The sequence below is a fragment of the Ktedonobacter racemifer DSM 44963 genome (genome assembly GCF_000178855.1).
GTDB classification, from domain to species: domain Bacteria; phylum Chloroflexota; class Ktedonobacteria; order Ktedonobacterales; family Ktedonobacteraceae; genus Ktedonobacter; species Ktedonobacter racemifer.
In genome coordinates this window covers 957,398-974,373 of record NZ_ADVG01000003.1, presented here as the reverse complement: position 1 = coordinate 974,373, position 16,976 = coordinate 957,398, and the positions used below count along the sequence as shown (strand labels likewise).

Genomic DNA, 16,976 nt, shown 5'->3' with positions numbered 1-16,976 from the left:
CGCTTTAATTAGGGTCAATATTACCACCTTTTAGCCCTATACTACAAAAAGTAAGTCCATGCTTGCATGGACCCTACAGATACAGGCGACGTCCGCCAGTAGTCTGTGTCCGCTAGGGCGTAGCCCAAGTAGTTGCGTACGCAAGTAGCGGGCCAGAACAGAAAGCGAGTAGACATATGGCATATGAGAATAACCAGGACTTGAGTCATGATTTCGATGCGCTTATTGGCAGTTGGAAGGTGGTGAACAGGCGTAAGAAGAAGCAATACTTCTTCTTGCCCGAGCAAGCTCTGGGAGGAAAAGAAGAGATCGAGTGGGACGAATTTCCAGCCCGTTCCCGCTTTGAAAAACAACTCGAAGGCCGGGCTGTTGCCGAACACTGGGAGGGCATCCTTCCTTCAGGGGAGAAATTGCTCGGATACAGTGTAAAGGCTTTCGAGCCCACCACTCAGCAATGGTCGATTATCTGGATCGACAACCGCAATCTACTCGATCTCAGACCGGTAGTTGGAACATTTGAAGCAGGAGTTGGCACCTTCTTTCAGGTTATCGAAACCCCGGATGGTCAGCCCCTGCATCTCCGCCTGATCTGGGATGAGATCACGGCGACAACAGTACGCTGGCAGCAGGCCTTCTCCTTCGACGGAGGCGAGCACTGGGAAACAAATTGGGTCATGAACTTCACCCGAGAATAGCAGGATCTATACATGCATGAAAAGCGAGGCGGATATCTCGGTAGGGATCAGCTTTAGCGTGTCCGAAGGCCATTCATGGCAGTGCGGCGCAAGCCGGTTTTTGTTTGGGAAACGCAACATTCTCAAGAGGAAACGTTTTGGGCTGCGCCTACAGGCGATTAATCGCCTTTGGACGCGATAAACCCCCCATTCGGGGGCGCAGCGGGTCCCTACCAGATTTTGGAGCCGTTTCGCACGATGGGTTGCCTTTCCCATAGTTATTCGTCAAAGAGCATAAGCAGAAGGGATTAAGAGGAATGTCAGATACAAACACTCAGATAAACAAAGAACAGGATGTTTCACAAGCGCCGGAGCAGGCCGGAGAGGCATATAGCTCCATCATCGAGCTACGACAATATACGCTCAAGCCTGGCCAGCGCGATGAGCTGATTGCCTTGTTTGAGGAGCATTTTATCGAGGGGCAGGAGCAAGTTGGGGCGCACGTTCTGGGTCAGTTTCGCCGACGCAACAGGCTCGATCAATTCGTCTGGCTGCGTGGCTTTACCGATATGGAGGCACGTCGCCAGGCTCTCCAGGGCTTCTATTACGGTCCTGTCTGGCGAGAGCATCGAGATGCCGCCAACGATACGATGATTGACTCGGATAATGTACTGTTGCTCAAACCTGCCAGCCCTGCCAGCGGATTTCATCTTGACCTGAACAACCGTCCGGATCAAGATGCTTTAGAGGCGGCGGGCGGAATTATTATCGCGACTCTCTACACATTCACCACCCCGGTTGAAGCGAGATTCGTCGAGTTCTTCGAAAAAGAGGTGGTCCCTGTACAGCGTGCGGCTGGCGCAGATATCTCAGGATATTTCGTTACAGAGGCCAGTAAAAATACCTTTCCTGCACTGCCGGTACGCGAAGGTGAGCACATCTTCGCCTGGTTTGCCTCCTTTGCCGACGAAGCGGCATACGAGAGCTATCTCTCTGCGCTCTCCGAAAGCGATACCTGGACCGCGACCCTTACTCCTACCCTGCAAGAATGGCTGGCAAGGCCACAAGAAGTACTGGAATTATTACCGGCCCGGCGCTCCCTCATGCGCCATTGTTCCTCTGCCCATAACATATAGAGGAGTATAGTAAATACAAGAGCTATTCCTATTTAGTGATTTGCTGTGGATGTGTGGCATGGACATTCGACCATGCCACACATCCACAGCAAATCACTGCTTTCTTGACAGTTTTGTTTCATGTGTTATACAATCGTCTCATGTGAGAAACGAAAAGAGTAGGAGAAAGCAATCATGGGAAGTATGTTAGATACACAGCAACTGGCGGTCCTTTTGAAGGAGAGGCGTGGTGATCGGGGGCTACGCGATATCGCGCAGGAGATCGGCAATGTCAGCCCGGCGACCCTCTCGCGCATCGAGAACGGCAAGATGCTGGATGTCGAGACCTTCCTGCGTCTCTGCGACTGGCTTGAGGTCAATCCCCAGCACTTCATCAAAGAGGCCCAGCGGGACATGCTGAACAGCCAGGCGCTACGCTATCGCATCGAGGGTGGACAGAGGCTAGAGGGTTCCGTAGTGGTGCAAGGCGCGAAGAACGCCGCGCTTCCCATTATTGCCGCCTCGCTCCTGGTCTCCAAGGGCCAGACTATCCTGCGCAATGTACCCCTGATTCGCGATGTCTACGCTGCCATTGAGCTGGCGCGCTCCCTGGGCGTCAAAATGACCCTCCACGAGGAGGACCAGGTACTGGTAGTCGATGCCTCCAACTTGAATGCGAGCATCCTTGCCGAGCGCCTGACGAGTAGCTTCCGCGCCTCCGTGCTCTTCCTGGCGCCCGTGCTCCAGCGTGTGGGGAATGTCGCGATTGAGACCGTAGGTGGCTGTAGCCTGGGCAAGCGCAGCCTGGACTTCCACTATCGCGGCTTCGCGCGCCTGGGGGCCACGGTAAGCGAGCAAGGGGAGAATATCGACGTGAGCCGCGAGGGATCCTTGCAGGGTAACTATCTCTACCTGGATACTCCCAGCCACACTGGAACCGAGAATCTGATGGTCGCGGCCTGTATGGCGCAGGGAACCACCATCATCGAGAACGCCGCGCTCGAACCTGAGATCGCCGATGTCGCCAACTTCCTCAACCTGATGGGGGCGCGCATCTCCGGCATAGGCACGGGCGTGCTCCAGATTGAAGGTGTCTCCGAGCTCTCCGGCGTAGAGTACACCATCATGCCGGACCGCATCGACGCTGGCACCTTCGCCATGCTGGCGGCGGCCACCCAGGGCGATGTCGAGCTGATTGGCGCGCAACTGCGCCACTTTGGTGTGGCCCGCGCCAAGCTAGAGCAGATGGGCGTCGAGTTACAGCAGGAAGGTCCCGTCATTCGTGTGCGCCGCCCCTCCACTCTGCGTCCGATTAATATCACCACCTGGCCCTATCCCGGCTTCGCCACCGATCTGCAACCGCAGATGATGGCCCTGGCCTGCTGTGCCTCGGGTACCTCCTACATTCGCGAGACCGTCTTCAACAAACGCTTCGCCGCCGCACAGGAGCTCAACCGCATGGGTGCGCAAATCGGCCTGGACGGAGAAGCGGCGGTGGTCAAGGGTCCCACCGCCTTCGTAGGTACGACCGTTGAGGCCCTCGACCTGCGGGCAGGCATGGCCCTGGTCCTCGCCGGAGCCGTCGCCGAGGGCGAGACCATCATCGAGAACGCCAGCATGATCGAGCGCGGCTGTAGCGCCGTCATCCGCCGCTTCACCCAGCTCGGCCTCACCATCTCCGAAGAGCGCGAAAGGACCAGCGTACTCCTCTAAGAATGCAAGTAGCAGGCGACCAGGAAGATGAGACTCTCCTGGTCGCCTCTGCTTTGAGCACGGTATTATCTGTAGCCCGGCGCTGCTAATGCTCTTTAACCAAATAACATGGTAATTGCAATCGCAATCATTGGCAATTAATTAGTTAAACAGCATAAGCACGCGTCTACATATAATGATACGGGGTATTCGCGCCATTATATGTAGACGCGTACTTTAGCAGCGCATGACGTTTCGTCCTACTTCTTGACGCTATATGTGAGGTGGGTGACCCCTTTGCCGATTCCTACGTGGGGGCCTTCCAGTTGGACGGGGCCACCTTGAGGCACTGCCGCACGATGGTTGTGGAGGCGATGACCACCTTTTTGTTGCCTGCGGCGAGTCTGACGCTCGCTCCCCAAAAATAATGCTCAAGCCTCTGCGCCTCATTTCTCTAGCTTTATGGCATCATTACCGCTATGAGATAATGTGCCGCTAAGATGAGGTTCCAAAACACTGTTGGAATAACGGAAAGAGGCCAAAGAACTTCTTCTGCGAGCTAAATATCCCTAATGGTTTGCCTTGTGTTTTTGTCTATGATATATGTGTGGCATTGTAGAGAGCATAATAAGTGTTGAGCTATTTTAAAGCAGAACAAGTTTGGTAAAAGAGTAAAAGTAGAGATGTGACCACGAGCGAACAAAAAGGATCTTTGCTCTTGCTGTAGGGAAAGGATAGCCCTGGCTTTGCGGGTTAAAAGGGGCAGGCTTTATGAGTCAGGAGCCACAAATTGATAATATCTCGGCGAGAGTGAAACATATTGTAAGATATCGCGAAGTTGTCAATTACGGCACCCGGTTTGGCCTTATTGTCATGACACGCGATGGCCGCATCCTGGAAGTGAATCACACCATCTTAGAAGATACCGGCATGAGCCTGAATGATCTTGTAGGTAAGTATGTTGTGGAGAGGCCCTGGTGGTCGTACTCCCTCGAAACGCAACGCCAGATCCGAGAGGTCATGAAACGGGCTATGAGAGGCGAGACAGTACGTTTTGATATACGCGTGTGCCCTCGCCCCACTTTTTACCGTGACATCGACGCCACGATCATGCCATTTCTTGATAGCACAAGCCAGGGTGAGTATCTTATCTGGACTGGATTTGACGTCACTGAGCGCAAACGCTTAGAGGATGAAAAGCATTTTTTGATTGACGCCATTCCAACTATCATCTGGACCGCTCGACCTGACGGTTATATCGACTACTTGAATAAGCAGTGGAGTAATTATACCCTGGCATCTATTGAACAATCGAGTGGGGATGACTGGAGTAAATATGTACATCCCGATGACCGCCAGAAGGCACTGGCAACATGGTATGGTATGATCCGCACGGGAGAACCCGGCGAGAACGAATATCGCTTACGAAATGGGGCAACTGGCGAATATCGCTGGTTCCTGGTTCACACTACGCCCATACGTGATGCGCAGGGCAACATTGTTGGCTGGTGTGGCACAAGCGCAGATAACCATGACAAAAAGATGGTTGAGGTCGCGCTACGTGTGAGAGAGTTGCAATTTCGCACCCTGTTTGATGCTAATATCATTGGTATCGGTATCACCGATATTTATGGGCGTGTGTGGGAGGCGAACGACACATATTTACAGATGTTGGGGGGGACACGCGAAGATATGAATAGAGGTGAGGTGCGGTGGGACCAATTGACGCCACCAGAGTATCTTGAGCGAGATGAGAAGGCGATCCAGGAATTGCTGGAGAGTGGTACCTGTCAGCCATATGAGAAGGAATATCAGCGTCCCGATGGGAAGCGTATCCTTGTGGTAGTAGGGATAGCGTTACTTGATAAAGAGAGTGGAAAAGCCATCTGCTTTTTTGTGGATATCACCGCACGGAAGGAGCTAGAAAAGCGCAAAGATGAGTTTATCAGCCTCGCCAGCCATGAGTTAAAGACACCTATTACCTCGCTCAAAATGCTGATCCAATTTCTGCGCCGCAGAGTACAAAAAGAAGGGGATAAACGCACAAACTATGCTCTTATGCGTATGGAGTTGCAGGTTGATGCCTTAAAGCGTCTTATTGACGACCTGTTGAACGTCTCAAAAATCCAGATGGGTTTGTTCAGTTATGAAGACGAAATTCTCGACCCTGACAAAGTGCTTCACGAAACCATTGAGGTACTTCAACCTACGCTTGCCGACCATGTGCTCATCCTGCATGGACACCTACATCATGCCCTTGTGTGCGACCAGCAACGCTTCAACCAGGTCGTGACCAACCTGGTAACGAATGCGGCAAAATACTCTCCCGAGGCCCATGAGGTGGATATCTTTCTGTCAGAAAGCGAGCAATGGATTTGTATTAAAGTATGCGATCATGGCGTGGGTATACCAGCCTCCCAGCGCGAGAAGATCTTTGAGCGCTTCAACCGTGGCGCGTATGGAACAAGCGAGAAGGCCTTCTCCGGCCTGGGCATGGGCCTCTACATCACCTACGAGATCATCACGCATTACCACGGCTCGATTACCGTCGAGAGCGAGGAGGGCAAGGGCTCCATCTTTACCGTCTACCTCCCCTTTGCACAGCAAACTTAAAACAGGGTGATTTGACAGAAGTGGAACACATCTATATACTTACCATCAAACTCCTGTTCTAATTCAATATGCAGGAGGTATTGGGTCGCAGATGGCCCGCCGTCGGGGTGCCACCATTTGATGGAGAGGATTCATGAAGTCAACTGTCACCAGGGAAGGGACGAACAGGGGAGGCCGCATGGCCCTCTGGCGCAACCGTGATTTTATGCTGCTGTGGAGTGGTCAGGCGTTCTCGTCCCTTGGCACAACGGTTACCCAGACCGCCTACCCGCTCCTGGTCTGGGACCTATCGCATTCGGCGGCGTTAGTTGGCTTGGTGGGCGGCCTCGGCACATTGCCCTATATCTTTCTCAGCCTGATCGTAGGCGCGTTGATTGATCGTTGGGATCGCAAACGCCTGATGATCGTCTGTGATACTGGTCGGGCCATCAATCTGGCAAGTGTGCTTGTCGTGATGTGGCTGGGACGCCTGACCGTCGCCCAGATCTGCGCCAATACGCTGATTGAAGGGACATTCTACGTCTTCTTTAACCTGGCTGAAGTCTCCTGTCTGCCCCAGGTTGTCAGTAAAGAACAGATTCCGTTGGCCACATCGCAGAATGAGGCGACTACGGGTACCACAGTACTCGTCGGTCCGGCACTCGGCGGCGCTCTCTACACACTGAGCCAATTTGTGCCATTTCTGGCTGACGCGATCTCCTACGTGATCTCTGTAATCACATTGAGCTTTATCAGAGTGCCTTTTCAGGGGAAACGCCAGGAGGGTCAGCAGCGCAAACTGCTGGCTGAAATTCATGAGGGTCTTGCCTGGCTCTGGCATCAGCCACTCATTCGCTATATAGCCTTTCTCACAGGCGGCTGCAACTTTATCGGCGCGGGTTTACTCCCAGTTCTCCTGGTTCTGGTCAAACAGCAGCACGGCTCTTCGCTGGCCTATGGAACGATCCTGACTATTGGTGGAGTCGGGGCGATTATCGGCTCTTTGCTGGGCGCGCCAATTCAGAAGCGCTACCGCTTTGGCCCGGTCATTATTTGCCTCATCTGGTTTGAGGCTTTGTGCTTTCCGCTTTACGCGATAGCTCCTAATCCGCTCCTGCTGGGAGTAATCTCCGCGTGCCTCTTCGTGGCAGGCCCCATCTATAACGTGGTCCAGTTTAGCTATCGGATCTCGCTGATTCCCGACGAACTCCAGGGACGCGTCAACAGTGTTTTTCGCCTGCTGGCCTTTGGCTTCCAGCCGTTCGGCTTTGCCTTGACTGGTCTGTTGATCCAATGGTTTCAAGTAGTTCCAGCGATCCTGTTTCTATCAGCCTGTGCGTTGCTCCTGGCGATCCTGACGTCTGTCAATAAACACGTCATCCATGCCGGGCGCGCATAAGAAGGGAACCTATGCAGAAGTTGAGCGAGGAAGAGCGCGACTGCTTTATCTGTCGCAAACACCGGGGAGAAATTGCCGTCGCGGGCGGCGCGATTTATGAAGATAACCTCGTCTATGCCGGGCACATCTACAGTCCAGAAGAGCCAGTCTACCTGGGTTACATCATGGCGGAACTCAAACGGCACACTCCCGACCTGGCTGAGCAGACCGATGAAGAGGCTCAAGCTCTGGGATTACTGATCGCGCGTTTGAGCCGTGCTCTCAAGCAAAGTGAACAGGCCGAGCATATCTATGCGCTGGTCAGTGGTCATGGAGTCCAGCATCTACATATGCACCTCATTCCCCGCTACCCTGGAGAGAACGACCCAAACGATCCAGTTTCCAGACCATGAACGTGTCCCCTGGCCTCACGAATGCCAGAGCCTCCTCCAATCCTTCGCGCTCGAATGTTGATCCGGTCATGGTATCATGGAAGTACTTCTCACACCCTGCTTCCTTTAAGGCATCTCTCTGCAACGCCTCATTTTGCTCCTGCTTGGAGACTCGGATATAGCCAATCTTCATAGAACCTCTGCATTTAGTGTCACATACTCATCTCAGTGGGAAGAAACTGAGACTTTGATTTTGGCACGTTTTTTGAGAGTGGTCAAATCTCAGCATCACGCTCACGGATGTCATGCGGAGCCGCATCAGGAAAGCTGAACAATTAGTGTCAAAAAAACGGTCGTTTTTTGCGACCCTAAACTGCCCCTGGCTGATAGCGAGGAGCCGGAAGCTTCCCTGCTGGTGGCGTTATGTGCTATACTCCCCCTCAGTTGGGGAGTTGGGGAGAAACCAGATTGAGGGAAAGGATTCGATGCCAAGGTCAGCTCTTCATATGCTCAGGTGGTCTGCCCAGAGCAAGACCTATATTCTTCTTACTCCTGACCAGCCACCGCTGAAACTGGAGACTGGCAAGGAGGAACCGTGGCTGACCTGGTTAGCCAGCCATTCCTCCTTCTCCTTTCAAGGGCAATGTGGTCATCTCAATGTGCTCAAAGAGGTGCGCAAGAGGGGAGCAGGCTATTGGTATGCCTATCACACCACACAGGGTCGCAATCGCAAGCGCTATCTGGGCTCTACGGACAAGATCTCGCTCGCACGCTTAGAGGAGACTGCGAAGGCGCTCTCGCAGGAGGCTGAACGACAGGCGCAAGAAAGTGCTTCTTCCCCTCACTCATTCTCTGCCTTACTCTCCACCAGGCTCTCTCCTCCTCGCCTGCCGAGTTTTCTGGTCGAGCGTTCACGTCTGCTCGCTGAGCTGGAGGCAGTCTACACCTACCCATTAACCCTTGTTTCTGCCTCCGCTGGGAGCGGGAAGACGACTCTGCTTTCTGCGTGGGCAAGCCGCCAGAAGAATCCGGTGGCTTGGCTTTCTCTGGATGCTTCGGATACCAATCCAGTACGTTTCTGGGCATCCTGTATTGCCGCCCTCCGCTGCTATGATCCCACGCCAGGAGGGGAGGCACTCGCCCTCCTGTATGCGCGAGAGGCACTCCCGCTCTCGACGATCCTGGTCTCGCTGCTCAACGACATCGCCCTGCTTCACCAGGAAATCATTCTGATTCTGGATGACTTCCATCTGATCGAGGATCAGGCCATCTACGAAGGGTTGTCTTTCCTGCTCGATTATCTGCCAGCGAGAGCGCATCTGGTTCTCTCCACGCGCACTGATCCGCGGCTTCCTCTCTCTCGCTTGCGCGTGAAAGGGCAGTTGATCGAGATACGCTCCAGCGATTTGTGCTTTAGCCATGAAGAGGCCGCCCGCTTCCTGCGTGATGGGATGGCTCTGCCGCTTTCGGCAGATGACATCGCCATCCTCCTGGAACGGACAGAAGGCTGGATCGCCGGGCTGCACCTGGCCGCGCTCTCCTTGCGCAAGCAGCAGGATCTTTCCGCTTTTGTGAAGGACTTTGGAGGCTCCCACCGCTATCTGCTGGACTATGTCCAACAGGACATTATCACGCACTTCCCCCAACGGGTACAGGATTTTCTGCTCCAGACGAGCGTGGTGACGAGTATGAATGCTGCTCTGGTCCAGGCAGTCACATCACTGCCGACTCTTCAAGCAAGCCAGCAGCTGCTCGAAGAGCTGGAGCGGGCGAACCTCCTTGTGATTCCGCTGGATTCCAGGCGGGAGTGGTATCGTTATCACGACCTGTTTCGAGAAGCGCTACAAGCACGTTTGCACGCCAGCCAGCCAGAACTCGTTTCCCTCTTACACATTCGGGCCGCGCGCTGGTATGAAGCACAGGGCGAGCTGCGGGAGGCCATTACCCACGCGCAGGCCGCCCAGGACTTCTCCTTTGCTGCCTCCTTGATGGAGAGAGCCGCTCCTGCCTTGTGGTTGCATGGAGAAGTTGAGACCGTCTACACCTGGATGTTATCCCTGCCAGATCCTGTTTTGCGTGTGTATTTGCGCTTGGCTCTTAATGCCGCTTTTCACCTGGTCAACTCCATCACGATAGCAACGCAACTGGTCCATTCTAACATGCAGGCCCAGGTAGAGCGAATCCATAGACGCATGGAAGCGATTCTGCGGAGGAAGTCGGAGTTGGTACTCTCCGATGCAGAGGTTGCCTTGATCGGACGGCGTCTGCGTGTCTTGCGTGCCCTGGCGACAGTCATGACGATCATCAAGGATGGCAACCAGGAGGGCCTGCGCCTGCTCACGCTGGAGATGGAAGCACTGCCCCCAGATGAGGAGGCCCACTGGAATGTGATCCCGCTCTACTTCATTTTCTGGTGGGAGGCGCTGCTGCTGGGGAAGGGCGCTTCTCTGATCGAGCGGTTGCTTACTGCGAAGCAGCAGATGATGGAGGCAGGAGACTCACTCGTCACCATCCGCGTAAGATGCTGGCTCGCTTTTGCTTATACTCAGGCCGCGCAGTTGCAGCTAGCGCAGCAAGAGTGCCTGGAAATCCTTGCCCTGGTCGAACAGAATGGTGCGCGCACCATTCTGGTAGGCTATGTGTATCATTTCCTGTTCCAGGTCGCGTATGCCAGGAATCGCCTGGAGGAGGCGGCTGATTGGCTCTCCTGTTTGCGACAGATCGCGCAGGAATGGCAATTGATCGATCTGCTGGTCAGGGAGAAGATTCTGTCAGTGCGGCTTGCGCTGGCGAGAGAGGATTTCTCTACCGCGCAAGAGTTTCTCGAACAGCTCACAGCGCTGGTGGAACAAGAAGGATTGGCCACCCATAGGGCTTCCTTGATCGCTCTTCGTGTGCAGTGGTGGGTCGCGGAGGGGAAGCTGGCGCAAGCGTCACAATGGGCGGCGCAGACAACACTTTCATCAGAGGCGTGGAACCCCTTGCGGAAAGAAGAGGCATTGACGCTCATCCATGTCTCTATTGCACAGCGGCACTATGCTCAGGCTGTTGAGACGCTCGACAGCTTCAGCCACTATCTGGATCGGCCTGGCGATCCCCCGTCGGCGCTCTCGTTCCTGGCCCTCTCTGTGGTGGCCCTCTTCCATGCAGGCCAGAGCACGCGTGCGCAGAACGTCGCGACCCGTCTACTGACATTGACCGAGCCAGAGGGCATGCTGCGTGTTTATCTGGATGCTGGCCCACTCATGAAGCAGGCTCTCACGATGCTGCTGGAGGTGCCCCACCATGACGAGTCCTGCACGGTTGCCAGTTTCAGGCCCTACGTCTTGCGAATCCTTGCGGCCTCCGAGCAGGAAGGGCATGAGTCAGCTCACGCACAAGCCGCCCATCTTTCCAACCATCGGCATCCACAAGCCCTGCTTTCACCACTGTCTCGCCAGGAGCAGCAGGTGCTACGGCTGCTGATGGTTGGGCAGACCTATGCCGAGATGGCCCAAACCCTGGTAGTATCCCTCAATACGATTAAGAGCCAGGTCAGCAGCATCTATCGCAAGCTGGGCGTGAGCCGCCGCACCGAAGCTATGGCGGTGACGACACGTCTGAACCTCCTCTGACTCCTAGATGAAGACTATCCTTCCGTTCCTCCCCAACGCCCTTGCCAGCGTTCACCCTAAACATCGCGAAGACAGGTGATGTCATGCTCCCCGTCTGCCGGCTATACTTTGCTCAAGCTGCAAGAACAGTGCAGAACCAATTGCCGACGAGGCAATGAGCAAAGCATGTCAATACGGCACCATCAGGAGGCGTACCAAATGTATGTTTCGATCCGCGTTCAGGGGCACCTGGACCCCTCCTGGCAAGAGTGGCTGGAGAATCTGCACATCGTTCATGAGGAAGCTGGCACCTCACAGCTTTCCGGTACCCTTCCCGACCAGGCCGCTCTCTATGGCGTGCTGCTAAAGATTGATGGTTTACACTTGAGGCTCCTTTCGCTCCAATGCAGCGAAAAGAGGCCAGATGAGGGGTGATCTTTCCATCCGGCAGCCACCGAGCGTATAGGGAGATCTATTCATTGATAATTCAGTCGAGAAGAGAAAAAAGGAGATATTCATGCAACATGTTACGTCAAAAGATGGCACCGTTATCGCCTTTGAGAAGATCGGCCAGGGACCCGCGCTGATCCTGGTAGGTGGCGTGCTTGGAGACCACTCACAGCAGGCGGGATTGGCCCGACTGCTGGCCGAGCACTTCACGGTCTACAACTTTGATCGTCGAGGACACGGCGAAAGTGGGTTTACCCCTCCCTATGTCGTCGAGCGCGAGGGAGAAGATCTCGATGCCATCATCTCGGAGGCAGGTGGCTCAGCCTTCGTCTATGGAACATCTGCCCTGGGGATGCTCTCTCTGGAGGCAGCGGCACGTGGGCTTGCACCCAGGATGAAGAAGCTGGCCGTGTGGGAGCCCCCATACTTCCTGGAAGGCGCTCGGCCTCCTCTTCCTCAGGATTACAGGGAGCAGCTTGAGAAGATGCTGGCTGAGGATCGGCGCGGTGACATGATCGAACTGTGGATGACGAAGGCCGTGGGCATGCCCGCCGAATTCGTTGCCCAGATGCGCCATGCTCCGTTCTGGCCAGCCCAGGAAGTGTTCGCCCATACGCTCGTCTACGACGCCATCCTGACGGGCGACTTCTCGCTGCCCATAGAGCGGGTCGCAACGGTAACAGTCGAAACGCTCGTGATTGACGGTGGAACAACCCCCTGGATCAGCAAGGCTGCGGATGCGGTAGCCCGGGTCCTGCCCCACGCCCAACGCTCCACCATTGCCGGTCAGCCGCATAATGTGGCTGATGAGGCGATGGCTCCCGTTTTGCTCGAGTTCTTTCAAGGCTAAGCGGAGAAGATGCGTGGCCCTCCTCACGCTGCGAGGGCTGTGCGAGCAAAAAAGGAGAGAGGTATGCAACACAGCATTTCACAGGCCGGCACCAGAGCTGCCACAAAGCTGACCAGCGTGCTGCTCAGCGGGGGCATGGTCGCTGGTCCCCTCTACGTCATCGTCGGGGCGATCGAGATGCTCACCCGTCCCGGCTATGATCCCACCCGCCACGATCTGAGCCTGATGAGCAACGGCAACCTGGGGTGGATTCATATCAGCCTGTTCATCCTGACGGGCCTGCTCACCATCGCTGGTGCGCTCGGCATGCGGCGGGTTCTGCGCGGCAGCCGGGGTGGAACTTGGGGGCCAATCCTTCTGGGTATCTATGGGCTCGGTCTGATTGGCGCGGGCTTCTTCATCGCCGATCCTGCTCACGGCTTCCCGCCCGGTACGCCAGCCGACGCACACGCGGTCAGTTGGCACGGTCTACTGCACTTCGTCAGTGGAGCGATTGGCTTCATTGGGCTGATCGCCGCGTGTTTCGTGCTCGCCCGTCGTTTTGCCGCCCAACGACTGCGGGGATGGGCGGTCTACTCCGCAACAACCGGAGTGCTTTTCTTCGCCGCCTTTGTGGGGATCGCGGTTGGCTCCAGCGCTGGCGGGGCTATCGCGACGGTCGTCATCCTGGCCTTCGATGTTGCGGTCGTGCTCGGCTGGACATGGATTTCGGTTCTGTCTCTGAGATTGTTGACAATGCGGACCTGAGGACAAGGCTCAAACAGTACCCACGCCTGCCTTTGCACTGGTATGAAAGACCTTCCTCCCATACCAGTGCTTGGGGAACTAGTAAATTGGGTGAAAAAGGAAGGAAAAGTAGGTCGATATTAAGTAGATCCATTTCATTGTTCTAATAGCTCTTCCATTGATTGGAGCGCATCCAGGGCACTTTGTGTTGCCACGATACCTCGCTGATTGCCTTTCTGCTTGCGGAGAAGCAGGGCCTGTTCAAAGCAGGCTCTGGCCTCGGTGAGCTTCCCCTGTTCAACAAAACAGCGGCCTCGGTGATGCAGGATAAAGTCGGCGTACTCAGGCTGCTCATAGGCCCTGGCTTTATCTAGTGCCTCCTGGAACAGGTCCTGGGCCAGATTGCGCCTTCCAAGATATTGCTGTGCCGTTGCCAGGTGTAACAGTGTGGCAACCTCGAGCTGTTTCTCGTTCAACTGTCTGCTAAGGGCAAGGGCTTGTTCGAGCAGTGGAGCGGCTAGGTCCTCCTGACCTGCGATCGTGAGGCGAGAGCCGAGAGAACTCAAACACCGCAGTTGCATCAGGTCATCGCCAGTGGCACGCGTACTGGCAAGCTCTTGATAATCCTCCTCAATCTTCCTGGCAAGGGCCTGTGGCTCATCAGATTGGTAGCGCTGAAAAAAGGATTCGTGTGTTGCCATATCACTCCTTTGAGGTAGCGCTGAAACGCGGGGCTTTGATACAATGGAGCATGGTTGAATAGTACAATGCAGAGAGATACCATGACAAGCAGCGAAGCGGCGCTCGCCGCCCCTCTGAGAAACAAGCTTGTTCTGCTCCACCTGAAAGATGATCTTGCTCAAGAAGGAAAAAGATGACTACTACTGAATCAACCCCTATACGCCTCTACTTATTGCAACTGGCTCTTGGATCCGATGGCACACCTGTCCCCGGTTACTTGATTCAGACCAGCGATGGCAAGAATATCCTGGTCGATACAGGTGTCCCGCTTGACGGCTCCTTTGTGCCCATGAGTGGGGCGCAACTTCAGCTATTTTCTGTGGTTGAGCAGCTTGCCGCGCTGGGCCTGACACCACATGATATTCACATCCTGGTTTGCACACATTTCGATCCCGATCACTGTGGAAGTCACGATGCCTTTCCTGAAGCCGAGTTTGTGGTCCAGCGAGCCGAGTATGAGTTCGCCCGCGCCAGTGAGAACCCACGCTTCACTCTCACGCGCTCCCACTGGAACCGCCCAGAACATCGCTACCAACTCATTGAGGGCGACACTGAACTGACGCCAGGGGTCGAATTAATCGAAACAGGTGGACACACTCCTGGGCACCAGGCGGTGCTTGTGCTCCTGCCACAGACAGGGCCAGTGCTGCTGGTGATTGACGCCGCTGCCATGGAGTCGGAGCTTAATCCTGAGACGCGCCTACCTGAAAACGGCGCAGACCTGGACCCGGCAAGGGCCGCCGAGAGCGCACGCAAACTCTTCGATCTCGCCCAGCACGAAAATGTGGCTCTCATCGTCTTTGGACATGACGAGAACCACTGGCCTAAACTGAAGAAAGCCCCCGAGTTTTACGCTTAGGGTGGTATGCGCTACTAAAGTACGTGTCTGCATATAATGGCGCGATATGCACCGTGCCATCACCAGGCACCCCTTACTTACTGGCGAACTTGCGAGCCGAGGCAAACGCCAGAGGTGAGCTGGAAAGCCCTGACTCCGTCAGGATTTCTGTTGACGGGCTTGCGGATGTTACCGTATAATGAGCCATGCAAGAGATTGCATCCCTCTTTATCACCTCTCTTTAGATTAGGAGAACGATCCATGAGCAAGTAGCGTTCATCGGAAGAGAAGCGTACATGAAAGCCCTCGCTGAGGTCGCCTTTCGACTTTTTCCTGACGCTGCCTGGCTTGCCCGTTTTACATTTCACTTACATTTACCACACGCCACGCATAATTCTCATTCTAAGTAGCGTCTCCTTCTTCTCTCCGATGCTATCCGTACGCTTTTTTAAGTAATTTTAGTACTTACTAAGCAAACTTGTAAGGAGAGAACCATTTTGTCTACCTTTACCAGGCGTTTAGCCGTTCTCCGTTCATTACAAAATCGGCCCTTTGCCCTGCTCTGGCTGGGACAGACCTGCTCATCACTTGGGGATGGGGCCTTTACCATCGCCCTGGCATGGGAGGTGCTACTCTTAACCGGTTCCGCGACGGCGATGGGATTAGTGGTCATGGCGGAGATGCTGCCTCGGCTCATCTTCCTGCTTCTAGGCGGGGTGGCCGCCGACCGCCTTCCACGTCAACGTATCCTGCTCTTCTCAGATGCCGGGCGCGGCGTGATTGTGTTGCTAATCGCCTTGCTTGGCTGGCTGCACTTACTCCAGCTTTGGCACCTGGTTGCCCTGGCACTGCTCTTTGGCCTGGCGGCGGGCTTCTTTCATCCCGCCTACCGCTCCATGACACCTCAGCTAGTAGAGCGCGACCAGTTGGCCTCTGCCAACGCTTTGACGGCCTTTAGCCGCGACATAAGCACCTTGCTGGGACCTGCCCTTGGCGCAGGCATCGTTGCCCTGGTCGGACCAATGGGAGCCTTCGCCTTTGATGGACTCTCATTTGTCTTCTCGGCTGTCTGCCTACTCGCCATGCGCCCTCCCGTGGTCGCTCCAAAGACGGAGGCCAGCGAGGCTACCCAGGAGAAAGACGCTCACCCGCTAAAGAACATCGTCAAGGACCTGCACGAGGGGTGGCGCTTTGTCGTTAGCTCACCCTGGTTTCTGGTTGGGCTCCCTATCGCGGCACTGGGCAACATCTTTTTCTCTGGTCCACTTGAGGTCACGCTCCCCAGGCTGGTGCAGACAGTATACAATGCCAATATATGGCTCTTTGGCATCCTGGGCATGGCCCTGGCGCTGGGCTCAATCCTGGCCTCGCTCATCGTGGGACAGCTACGAAACATACCGAAGCGGGGAACAGTCATGTATCTCGCCGTGGGCCTGGCGAGCTGTGCCGAGCTTCTCCTGGGTCTCGCAACGCCTCCAGCATACGCGCCCTTCCTCGCCATCCTTGCCAGCGCGCTAATCGGCTTTGGCCTGGGAACCTTTGGGATCATCTGGGTCACGCTAATGCAGGAACTTGTGCCGGAGGAGATGCTCGGACGCGTCTCAAGCATCGATCAATTAGGGGCCTGGAGCCTCCTACCTCTGGGCTACGCCCTCACAGGCCTGGCAACCGATAGCTTTGGGCCTGGCCTGGTCTTCCTCATAGCTGGCCTGGGAAACATCCTGCTCACGCTCATCGCCCTGGCCGTCCCCGCCATCCGCCGCATGGGCTAGCTTTCAGAGAGGGAGCGACGCGTACTTATGCTCTTTTAAAAAATAACCCGAGCATGTCTGGGGGGGGCGCTGCAAAAGTTCTTTTAAAAATTAAGCCGATAATGTTGGCAGGACAATGCTGTGGGGGGCTGCGCTGCTCCCCACAAGCCTGGGTATCGGCCTG

At 55.2% G+C, this 16,976-nt stretch carries 12 protein-coding genes and 2 pseudogenes; 12 read left to right on the top strand and 2 right to left on the bottom strand.

Features of this window, described 5'->3' with window-relative positions; genetic code table 11:
- Nucleotides 1-176: 176 nt before the first annotated feature.
- From KRAC_RS33255 to KRAC_RS33230, 6 genes and pseudogenes are all read left to right on the top strand, one after another.
- Nucleotides 177-695: a hypothetical protein gene (locus tag KRAC_RS33255; protein WP_007914950.1), complete on the top strand. Its 519-nt coding sequence runs from the start codon at nt 177-179 to the stop codon at nt 693-695.
- A 296-nt stretch (nt 696-991) separates the two neighbouring features.
- The gene (locus KRAC_RS33250) at nt 992-1,810 is read left to right on the top strand and encodes an NIPSNAP family protein (protein WP_007914946.1); all 819 of its coding nucleotides are present in this window, start codon (nt 992-994) and stop codon (nt 1,808-1,810) included.
- 174 nt (nt 1,811-1,984) lie between these two features.
- Complete coding sequence (gene murA, locus KRAC_RS33245) at nt 1,985-3,502, top strand: UDP-N-acetylglucosamine 1-carboxyvinyltransferase (RefSeq protein WP_007914941.1); 1,518 nt, start codon at nt 1,985-1,987, stop codon at nt 3,500-3,502.
- 750 nt (nt 3,503-4,252) lie between these two features.
- The gene (locus KRAC_RS33240) at nt 4,253-6,094 is read left to right on the top strand and encodes a PAS domain-containing sensor histidine kinase (protein ID WP_007914939.1); all 1,842 of its coding nucleotides are present in this window, start codon (nt 4,253-4,255) and stop codon (nt 6,092-6,094) included.
- Between the two features lie 133 nt (nt 6,095-6,227).
- The gene (locus KRAC_RS33235; protein ID WP_083814945.1) at nt 6,228-7,472 is read left to right on the top strand and encodes an MFS transporter; all 1,245 of its coding nucleotides are present in this window, start codon (nt 6,228-6,230) and stop codon (nt 7,470-7,472) included.
- Nucleotides 7,473-7,483: 11 nt separating this feature from the next.
- Nucleotides 7,484-7,846, top strand: a pseudogene (locus tag KRAC_RS33230) (HIT family protein); the annotation flags it as partial.
- Here the strand turns inward: KRAC_RS33230 and KRAC_RS66775 are convergent.
- Nucleotides 7,824-8,036: pseudogene (locus tag KRAC_RS66775) on the bottom strand (recombinase family protein); the annotation flags it as partial. The pseudogenes KRAC_RS33230 and KRAC_RS66775 sit on opposite strands and share 23 nt — an antisense overlap.
- 292 nt (nt 8,037-8,328) lie before the next feature.
- Between KRAC_RS66775 and KRAC_RS33225 the strand changes: the two are divergent.
- The 4 genes from KRAC_RS33225 (at nt 8,329) to KRAC_RS33210 (ending at nt 13,483) form a co-directional block, all read left to right on the top strand.
- Nucleotides 8,329-11,457, top strand: coding sequence for a winged helix-turn-helix domain-containing protein (locus KRAC_RS33225; RefSeq protein ID WP_244422395.1), 3,129 nt, complete (start codon nt 8,329-8,331; stop codon nt 11,455-11,457).
- 198 nt (nt 11,458-11,655) lie between these two features.
- The gene (locus tag KRAC_RS33220) at nt 11,656-11,871 is read left to right on the top strand and encodes a hypothetical protein (RefSeq protein ID WP_007914928.1); all 216 of its coding nucleotides are present in this window, start codon (nt 11,656-11,658) and stop codon (nt 11,869-11,871) included.
- 82 nt (nt 11,872-11,953) lie between these two features.
- Nucleotides 11,954-12,736: an alpha/beta fold hydrolase gene (locus tag KRAC_RS33215; RefSeq protein WP_007914926.1), complete on the top strand. Its 783-nt coding sequence runs from the start codon at nt 11,954-11,956 to the stop codon at nt 12,734-12,736.
- Between the two features lie 9 nt (nt 12,737-12,745).
- Nucleotides 12,746-13,483, top strand: coding sequence for a DUF998 domain-containing protein (locus KRAC_RS33210; RefSeq protein WP_244422393.1), 738 nt, complete (start codon nt 12,746-12,748; stop codon nt 13,481-13,483).
- A gap of 134 nt (nt 13,484-13,617) precedes the next feature.
- On the opposite strand, the gene KRAC_RS33205 is transcribed toward KRAC_RS33210, so the two are convergent.
- Nucleotides 13,618-14,163: a tetratricopeptide repeat protein gene (locus KRAC_RS33205; protein WP_007914922.1), complete on the bottom strand. Its 546-nt coding sequence runs from the start codon at nt 14,161-14,163 to the stop codon at nt 13,618-13,620.
- 173 nt (nt 14,164-14,336) lie between these two features.
- Between KRAC_RS33205 and KRAC_RS33200 the strand changes: the two genes are divergently transcribed.
- Nucleotides 14,337-15,062 carry an N-acyl homoserine lactonase family protein gene (locus KRAC_RS33200; protein WP_007914921.1) on the top strand — a complete coding sequence of 242 codons (726 nt, stop codon included), beginning with the start codon at nt 14,337-14,339 and terminating at the stop codon, nt 15,060-15,062.
- A 476-nt stretch (nt 15,063-15,538) separates the two neighbouring features.
- The gene (locus KRAC_RS33195; RefSeq protein ID WP_007914919.1) at nt 15,539-16,813 is read left to right on the top strand and encodes an MFS transporter; all 1,275 of its coding nucleotides are present in this window, start codon (nt 15,539-15,541) and stop codon (nt 16,811-16,813) included.
- Nucleotides 16,814-16,976: the final 163 nt, after the last annotated feature.